This window comes from Pseudomonas sp. GW821-FHT07F05 (assembly GCF_059418765.1).
Genome location: NZ_JBWKQL010000027.1, coordinates 1 through 7623, shown reverse-complemented (window position 1 = coordinate 7623; position 7623 = coordinate 1). Strand labels below are relative to the sequence as shown.

The 7623-nt window shown below is 59.5% G+C and carries 8 protein-coding genes; 2 read left to right on the top strand and 6 right to left on the bottom strand.

All coding sequences use genetic code 11. The annotated features are described in order from the left end of the window. Positions 1 to 118: 118 nt before the first annotated feature. From AC07RO_RS27000 to AC07RO_RS26975, 6 genes are all read right to left on the bottom strand, one after another. The gene (locus AC07RO_RS27000) at positions 119 to 1183 is read right to left on the bottom strand and encodes an AI-2E family transporter (RefSeq protein ID WP_495087543.1); all 1065 of its coding nucleotides are present in this window, start codon (positions 1181 to 1183) and stop codon (positions 119 to 121) included. Between the two features lie 142 nt (positions 1184 to 1325). Continuing rightward, the gene (gene ctpM / locus AC07RO_RS26995) at positions 1326 to 3005 is read right to left on the bottom strand and encodes a methyl-accepting chemotaxis protein CtpM (RefSeq protein WP_495087542.1); all 1680 of its coding nucleotides are present in this window, start codon (positions 3003 to 3005) and stop codon (positions 1326 to 1328) included. Positions 3006 to 3090: 85 nt separating this feature from the next. Continuing rightward, the gene (locus AC07RO_RS26990; protein WP_495087541.1) at positions 3091 to 4446 is read right to left on the bottom strand and encodes an ATP-binding protein; all 1356 of its coding nucleotides are present in this window, start codon (positions 4444 to 4446) and stop codon (positions 3091 to 3093) included. Beyond that, positions 4443 to 5111, bottom strand: coding sequence for a response regulator transcription factor (locus AC07RO_RS26985; RefSeq protein WP_192174853.1), 669 nt, complete (start codon positions 5109 to 5111; stop codon positions 4443 to 4445). Before AC07RO_RS26985 ends, AC07RO_RS26990 begins: the two co-directional genes overlap by 4 nt. Continuing rightward, entirely contained in the window at positions 5111 to 5440 is a 330-nt protein-coding gene (locus AC07RO_RS26980) for a PepSY domain-containing protein (RefSeq protein ID WP_192174854.1), read from the bottom strand. The genes AC07RO_RS26985 and AC07RO_RS26980 overlap by 1 nt, the downstream gene beginning before the upstream one ends. Further along, the gene (locus AC07RO_RS26975) at positions 5440 to 5748 is read right to left on the bottom strand and encodes a PepSY domain-containing protein (protein ID WP_495087540.1); all 309 of its coding nucleotides are present in this window, start codon (positions 5746 to 5748) and stop codon (positions 5440 to 5442) included. Before AC07RO_RS26975 ends, AC07RO_RS26980 begins: the two co-directional genes overlap by 1 nt. A gap of 163 nt (positions 5749 to 5911) precedes the next feature. Here AC07RO_RS26975 and AC07RO_RS26970 point away from each other — a divergent pair, with 163 nt between their 5' ends. Together AC07RO_RS26970 and queD are read left to right on the top strand one after the other, a co-directional pair. Next, on the top strand, positions 5912 to 6994 hold the full coding sequence (locus tag AC07RO_RS26970; protein ID WP_495087539.1) for a patatin-like phospholipase family protein: 1083 nt from the start codon (positions 5912 to 5914) through the stop codon (positions 6992 to 6994). Between the two features lie 104 nt (positions 6995 to 7098). Next, the gene (gene queD, locus AC07RO_RS26965) at positions 7099 to 7455 is read left to right on the top strand and encodes a 6-carboxytetrahydropterin synthase QueD (RefSeq protein ID WP_172611443.1); all 357 of its coding nucleotides are present in this window, start codon (positions 7099 to 7101) and stop codon (positions 7453 to 7455) included. Positions 7456 to 7623 lie beyond the last annotated feature (168 nt).

The following is a 7623-nucleotide window of genomic DNA, read 5'->3' as shown; positions in this document are numbered from 1 at the left end:
ACGAAGGAAGGGCCCAACCAGGAGCACAAGCCCTTGGTTACTTGGGGCTTTATCAAGTAACTCGCCGAAGGCGAAACGTCTGCCCTTAGGCAGACGCTCTTGATCTTAGGAACACGCGCTAGCCCGGCAATCGAACGGCTTTCTTGTCGCCGGTAAACAACGCCCACGTCGACATAAACAACGCCGCCACCATCGGCCCGATCACAAACCCGTTTAACCCGAACACCGCCATCCCGCCCAGCGTCGAAATCAAAATGAGGTAATCGGGCATCCGCGTGTCCTTGCCCACCAGAATCGGACGCAACACATTATCCACCAGCCCGATCACAAACACCCCGAACAGCCCCAACACCACGCCCTGCCAGATCATCCCGCTGAGCAGGAAATACAGCGCAACCGGCGCCCAGACAATCCCCGCCCCCACCGCCGGCAGCAACGACAGAAACGCCATCATCACCGCCCACAGCAACGCGCTCGGGATATCCAGTGCCCAGAAAATAAACCCGCCCAACGCGCCCTGCGTCACCGCCACCACGATATTGCCCTTCACAGTAGCGCGAACCACACGGGTGAACTTCAACTGCAGGCGGCGCTTCTGCGGCTCAGCCAGCGGAATCGCGATGCGGATCTTGCGGGTGAGGTCCTGCCCATCGCGCAGGAAAAAGAACAGCAAGTACAGCATGATGAAAAAGCTGACGACGAAATCGAAGGTACCCTGCCCAAAGCTGAATGCCTGGGTGGCCAGGTAGTTGCTGCCCTGCATCGCGCTTTTGGCAATCTTGTCGCGCAACCCGTTGAAATCCCCCATCCCCAGGCGATCAAGCCAGTGCTGCACATAGGGCGGCAGCAAGACCTTGAATTCAGCCAGGTATTTGGCGATGTCGAGCTGACCACTTTCCACATTCTTGTAAAGCGTCGCCCCCTCCTGAACCATCAACGCCGCGATGACGATCACCGGCAGAATCGCGATCAGCAGACAAATCGTCAGCGTGCACAAAGAGGTCAGGTTGCGCTGCCAACCGAAGCGGGCAAGCAGACGGCGTTGCAGCGGCGCAAAGATAATCCCGAGGATCACCGCCCAGAACACCGCGCCGTAGAACGGCAGCAGGATCCAGATGAACGCGATGGTCACCAGTATCAATAACAGCAGCAGGGTTTTGTTTTGTAGCGCGGTTTCGTTCATGTTTCTTCCATGTCATTACACCGCGCCAAGCACACGGTCTGATGCTTAGTCCGTCAATCGCCACAGGAGTGCCGCGGCTGAAGTGCAGGGTCAATGGAGGAGGTGCGGACAGCGAGCCCCGGGCGAGGCCCGCCACCCCGGTCTAGATTCTGAACTGCCGGACCAACTGGCCGAGACGCTGATTCAGTTCTGTGAGGTTGCGCGACGTGGAGGCGCCGTGGCGGGTTTCATCGGCCACGGCCTCGACCGCCACGGCAATCTGGTGGACGCTGCGATTGATCTCTTCCGCCACGGCCGTCTGCTCTTCTGCGGCGCTGGCAATCTGCGCGTTCATGGCGTTGATCGTGCCGATCAGTTGACCGATCGTATCCAGCGACGCGCCGGCTTCATTGGCGCGCGCGGAGGTCCCGTCGCCCGCCTCGCTCGAGCGTCGCATCGCCTGCACCGCGCCCTGTGTGCCCTGCTGCAAGCGTTCGATCATGCCCTGGATTTCCTGAGTGCTTTGCTGCGTACGGCTGGCCAGTGCACGCACCTCATCCGCTACCACTGCGAACCCCCGGCCCGCTTCGCCGGCACGCGCAGCTTCAATGGCAGCGTTGAGCGCCAGCAGGTTGGTTTGATCGGCGATGGAACGAATCACTCCGAGCACGCCGGCGATCGACGACACGTCATTCTGCAGGCTGTCCAGTGAAGTACCGCTGTCGCGGATGTCGTTCACTAGCGCGTGAATCTGCTGGATGCTGCCGTCGACTACTCGCTTGGCGGCCTGACCTTCGGCATCGGTTTGCTGCGCCGCAACCGAAGCACCTTGAGCGCTCTTCGCGACTTCCTGCGCAGCGGCCGACATCTGATTGATCGCCGTGGCGACCTGATCGGTTTCGTGACGCTGACGCTCCATTGCCTGCTCGGAACGTTGCGCCTGGTCGGTCACCTCACCCACCAGCCCGGTCAGTTGTGCGGTCATTTCGGCGATCTGCCGGACCAGCCCATGAATCTTGTCCACAAAGCGGTTGAACGACCCGGCCAGCTCGCCAAGTTCGTCCTGGGAGGTCACCGCCAGACGCTGGGTGAGATCACCCTCACCGGCGGCGATGTCGTCAAGGTTGGCTTTCATCAGGCGCAGCGGCCGCAGAATACCGCCCGCGATCCAGAAACCCACCGCTGCGATAATCACCAATACCAGCAGCGTGATGCCAATGATGCTGACCAGCATGTTCTGCCGGCGCTCGGCGACATTCTTCTGCAGCTCCTGGACCTTGGCATCGATGTTGTCCAGATTGATCGATGACCCGAAGGCCATGTCCCATTTCGGCAGGTATTCGGTGTAACCCAGTTTGGGAACCAGCTCGCTCGAACCGGGCAGCGCGGAGGAATATTCCAGGTAATGAGTACCCGCTTTCGCCACGTCAACGAGACCGGCATTCACGAAAACGCCTTTTGGATCGCGGGCATCCTTGAAGCTCTTGCCGATGCCGTCCGGGCTATTGCCCTTGAACAGCCGCACCGCCTGAGAGTCGTAGCCGAAGAAATACCCGTCCTTGGCGTAGGTGACCTGGGAGAGCATCTTGATGACCTGCGCCCGCGCTTCCATGTCACCCGGGGCCGACGCGTCATAAAGCGGTTTGATGGTGCCCAGCGCAACGGCCACGTAACTTTGCAACGTGGCTTTGGCCTCAGCGAGCAGGTGCTGGCGGGTTTCTTCGACGTCGCGCTTGCCCTGCTCACGCAGCATGATGACGGTGCTGACGCTGATGATCAGTGCGAACACCAACACCGGAAGCACGGCAAGCGAAAGTACTTTGGCTTTGAGATTTAGCCGCATGGCAGTCATGACCCTTTGTTTTTGTGCGTTGAGCCGTTGGGGTTCCTTTACGGTTAACGGCCTGGCGCACAAAAAGTTGAGGTCACTAGGAATGAGGCGCGCTTTCGCTCCCGGGCAGTTGCGGGCTGAGTCGCTCGGGCAGATCGATGCGCACTTGCAGCCCGCCCATGGGGCTGTCCAGCAACTGAATGCGCCCGCCCCACGCCTCGACGATATCCTTGACGATGCCGAGGCCCAGACCGTGGCCGGTCACTTGCTCGTCCAGGCGATTGCCACGGCCGATCACTTCATCGCGATGCTGCGAGGGGATGCCCGGACCATCGTCGTCGATCAAAACACAGTAGCCATCAGCGCCTTTGGCAATGGTCAGCCTGACCTGGCTGTCGGCCCACTTGCAGGCGTTGTCCATCACGTTGCCCAACAGCTCGAGGATGTCCTCCCGATCCCACGGCAGGAACAGATCCGCAGCGATCTCACTGCTCAGCTCCAGATGCTCGCCATGAATCATCCGCAATGTGGAGAACAGCCCGGGTATCTCCGCAGCACAATCAAACCGCGCACCCGGCAACGCATCGCCTGACAAACGCGCGCGATTGAGCTCACGCTCCAGACGCTGCTGAATGTGCTGCAGCTGATCGCGCAGTGTATCGCGCACATGCGGATGACCTGCCAGCCTGTCGCCTTCGGCCAGGCTCATCAGCACGGCCAGCGGCGTTTTCAGCGCATGGCCCATATTGCCAAGGGCATTGCGGGAGCGCTTGAGACTGTCCTCGGTGTGGGCCAGCAGATGATTGATCTGCGCGACCAGCGGTTCAAGTTCCACCGGCACTCGCTCATCAAGTTGCGAGCGCTGCCCTTGTTGCAGCTGGAAAATCTGTTCTCTGGCCCTTTCCAGCGGGCGCAATGCGCGGCGAACCGTGACGCGCTGCAACACCAGAATCAATATCAGGGCCATCAGCCCCAACCCGAGACCGATGCGCTGGACCAGTGCGAAACTGTCTCGCACCGGGGTGTAGTCCTGAGCGACGGTGATGGAGATGGTTTGCCCGAACTTGCGGTAATCGGTGTGCAGCAGCAAAAGCGATTGGTCGGTCTTCTCAAGCGCGAGATCGGCGTGCAGACCGGGCTTGCCCGGATGCGGCAACTCCAGATCCCACAGCGAACGCGACCGCCAATGGCCCTGGTCGAAGTCAATCCGGAAATAATGGCCGGAATAGGGTCGTTGATAGCCGGGCGACAGCCGATGCTCATCGAGCTGCAGACCGTCAGGGCCGCGAACCAGTGCCACCAGCAGCAGCTCGCTTTCATTGCGCAGGCCAGACTCGAGATAACGCTGCAAGCCGACTTCAAACAACCACAGGCTGATCTGCGCCAGGACCAGCCCCACAATCAGCAGCACGCTGATCAGGCCCAGGCTCAAGCGTCGCTGTATCGACCTCACTCGCCCGTCCCGGCAAAACGATAGCCTTGCCCGCGTCGTGTCTCGACCACGGCCCGCCCAAGCTTGCGGCGCAAATGATTGACGTGGACCTCGATCACGTTCGAGTCCCGCTCGTTCTCCCCGTCATAAAGATGCTCGGCCAGATGACTTTTGGACAGAATCTGTCCGGGGTGGAGCATGAAGTAACGCAGCAGGCGAAACTCCGCCGCCGTCAGCTGGATGTCCTCCTCCCCGCGACTGACGCACTGGCGCCCTTCGTCCAGGTGCAGGCCGGCGGCTTCAAGTTTCGGCTGATTGGCCAGACCACGGACACGGCGAAGCAGCGCCTGAATGCGCAGCTGCAACTCTTCGGGATGAAAGGGTTTGGTCAGATAGTCGTCGGCGCCAGCCTTGAGTCCTTCGATACGTTCGGCCCATGAGGCCCGCGCCGTCAGAATGAGTACGGGGGTGGACAGCCCGCCGGACCGCCATTTCTGCAGGACCTCTAGTCCCGGAACGCCTGGCAGACCGAGATCAAGCACGATCAGGTCGTAAGGCTCGGTAGCTCCTTGATGAACCGCATCGCGGCCGTCAGCCAGCCAGTCGATCGCGTAACCCTGCCTGCCAAGCGTACTGATGAGCTCGTCCGCCAGGGGAACGTGGTCCTCAACCAATAACAAACGCATCAATCGTCTTCCTTGTCTTGCAACAGGCGGCTGTCACCGGCATCGAATTTCAGTTCGCGCACCACATGATCCGCAGTGAGCAGCTCGATCTCATACACCAACACGCCGTGTTTCTCCTCAAGTTCGGCTTCAAGCAGCTTGGAGCCGGGGTAACGTCCCAGTGCCTGATCAATAAACTGCTCAAGTGGCAGAATCACGCCTTTCCTGCGCAGCTCAAGCACCTCGTCCTGATTCAGATCCCGAGCCAGACACGCCAGGCTCGGGGTGACCGCACACGCGGCCACCAGACAGTAAACGAAACGCTTGGCGGGACGCTTACTGGAGATCATCAGGCGTCCTGATGGTCTTTGAGGATCTGCCCGCTGACGGCGTCGACTTCAACGTCCCACTCCACACCTTGCGCATCGCGCAGTTCGATCTGGTAAACATACTTGCCATATTCCTGTTCCAGCTCGGTGTCAGTGATGGTGGATTTCGGGTGCTTCGCCAAGGCGACGGCATTGAGCTTTTCAAAGGATTGAATAGTACCTGCATCGCGCAGTTTCAGCGCCTCATCTGGACCCAGATCCCGGGCCTGGACATAACCGGCTGTGAGGGTGAGTGCAGTGGCAGCGATAGAAGCAGTCAGGAATTTCATGGTGGATCTCCGTAGTGGTCTGGTTGTGTACGGAGCCCACCATAAACGGGCGAACTTAATTGAAGCTGAATTCATCTGGCTACGTGCCACTACCTGGCGAGCCGCCAGCGGATGTAAGCGAGATCCACGATATGATTCTCCCCTGTCAGACCCCGGAGGGGCCATGAGCAACATTCACATCAAATACCCGGCATTGACTATCAAGGCCGGCAGGCGCGCGTTGACGCGGATCAGGGAGCAAGGGCTGTTGCCGATAGACGTCGGCATCATCCCGGGCGCGGCGGGTGGACCGAAAGCACTGGGGATTCAGGGACTGGATCTGGCGCTGTTCGGCGAATGGCTGCCCCGGGCTCAGCGGGAGCGCTCCTTGATTGGCGCCTCCATCGGTTCCTGGCGCTTTGCAAGCGCATGCTTGCCGGACCCGGTTGCAGGGATCCAGCGACTTGGGCGACTGTACAACGAGCAGAGTTTCGCCAAAGGCGTGACCATGGCTCAAGTCACCCGCAGCTGTATGACGATGCTCGACGCGCTTTTGCAGGCGGATGATGCACACGTCCTGACGAACGCCCATTACCGGCTCAACGTGATGATCGTCAGAAGCCGTGGCTTGCTTGCCCGAGATCATCGTGCTGGGTTGAGCCTGGGACTGGGAGCCGTGATCGCAGATAACCTGCTCGGGCGCGCGCGCCTGTCGCGACATTTCGAGCGGCTGGTCATGCACGACCCGCGCCTCGCCCCTCCCCTTCTGCCAATGACTGACTTTCCGTCTCATTGCTTGCCACTGAATACCCTCAACCTGCGCCAAGCATTGCTGGCGTCAGGCTCCATTCCCATGGTTATGGAGGGCGTTGCAGAGATCCCCGGTGTTGGCGCAGGGATGTTCCGCGACGGCGGCCTGCTCGACTACCATCTGGATCTCCCATACAGCGGAAGCGACATCGTGCTCTATCCGCACTTTACCGACAAAATCATTCCAGGCTGGTTTGACAATGCACTGCCATGGCGCAGAGGCGACCAGATTCGGCTTCAAGACGTCGTACTGCTTGCGCCCTCAAAGGAGTATCTGGCTACGCTGCCCTATGGCAAGCTGCCTGATCGAAGCGACTTCAAGCGGTTCGTCGGGAGGGATGCGGATCGTCAGCGGTATTGGCGGACCGCAATGGAAAGCAGCAGGCGACTGGGGGACGAGTTCCTGGAGCTCGTCGACACAGGCCGCCTCGTTCAACGCCTGCAGCCCATGGCTTAACCATCTGGTCAGGTTCTGCCTGTCACTCGCGAAACCATTACTGATAAACTCGCTGCTTGCATTTATCGCTCTGGCGATCGCCACTTCTCAAGGCTTATATCACCGTGGAAATTTTCAAAGAATTTACGTTCGAGTCAGCTCACCGGCTCCCTCACGTGCCAGACGGCCACAAGTGCGGACGTCTGCACGGTCACTCATTTCGTATAGCGATCTATCTGCAGGGCGAACCCGATCCCCATACCGGATGGATTCGCGATTTCTCCGAGATCAAGACGATATTCAAGCCTCTGTACGAGCGTCTGGACCACAACTACCTCAACGACATCCCCGGTCTGGAAAATCCGACCAGTGAAGTGTTGGTGAAGTGGATCTGGAAGGAGTTGAAGCCGCTGCTGCCAGAGCTGTCCGCCATACGGATTCACGAGACATGCACCAGCGGGTGCGTGTATCGCGGTGACTGATCAGCGTTAAAAAATGAAGACCACCCCACGGGGTGGTTTTTTTTGGACCGACGTTTAACAGCTTTTCCGCGCGCTAAAAACAAAACCCCATCTGCTTTCGCAAATGGGGTTCTGGAATTTAATCTTGACGATGACCTACTCTCACATGGGGAAACCCCACACTACCAT

Excerpts from the sequence above, each read along its gene's own strand:
- ctpM (WP_495087542.1), bottom strand. The coding sequence starts at position 3,005 with ATGCGGCTAAATCTCAAAGCCAAAGTACTTTCGCTTGCCGTGCTTCCG.
- AC07RO_RS26980 (WP_192174854.1), bottom strand. The coding sequence starts at position 5,440 with ATGATCTCCAGTAAGCGTCCCGCCAAGCGTTTCGTTTACTGTCTGGTG.
- AC07RO_RS26985 (WP_192174853.1), bottom strand. The coding sequence starts at position 5,111 with ATGCGTTTGTTATTGGTTGAGGACCACGTTCCCCTGGCGGACGAGCTC.
- AC07RO_RS27000 (WP_495087543.1), bottom strand. The coding sequence starts at position 1,183 with ATGAACGAAACCGCGCTACAAAACAAAACCCTGCTGCTGTTATTGATA.
- AC07RO_RS26970 (WP_495087539.1), top strand. The coding sequence starts at position 5,912 with ATGAGCAACATTCACATCAAATACCCGGCATTGACTATCAAGGCCGGC.
- AC07RO_RS26975 (WP_495087540.1), bottom strand. The coding sequence starts at position 5,748 with ATGAAATTCCTGACTGCTTCTATCGCTGCCACTGCACTCACCCTCACA.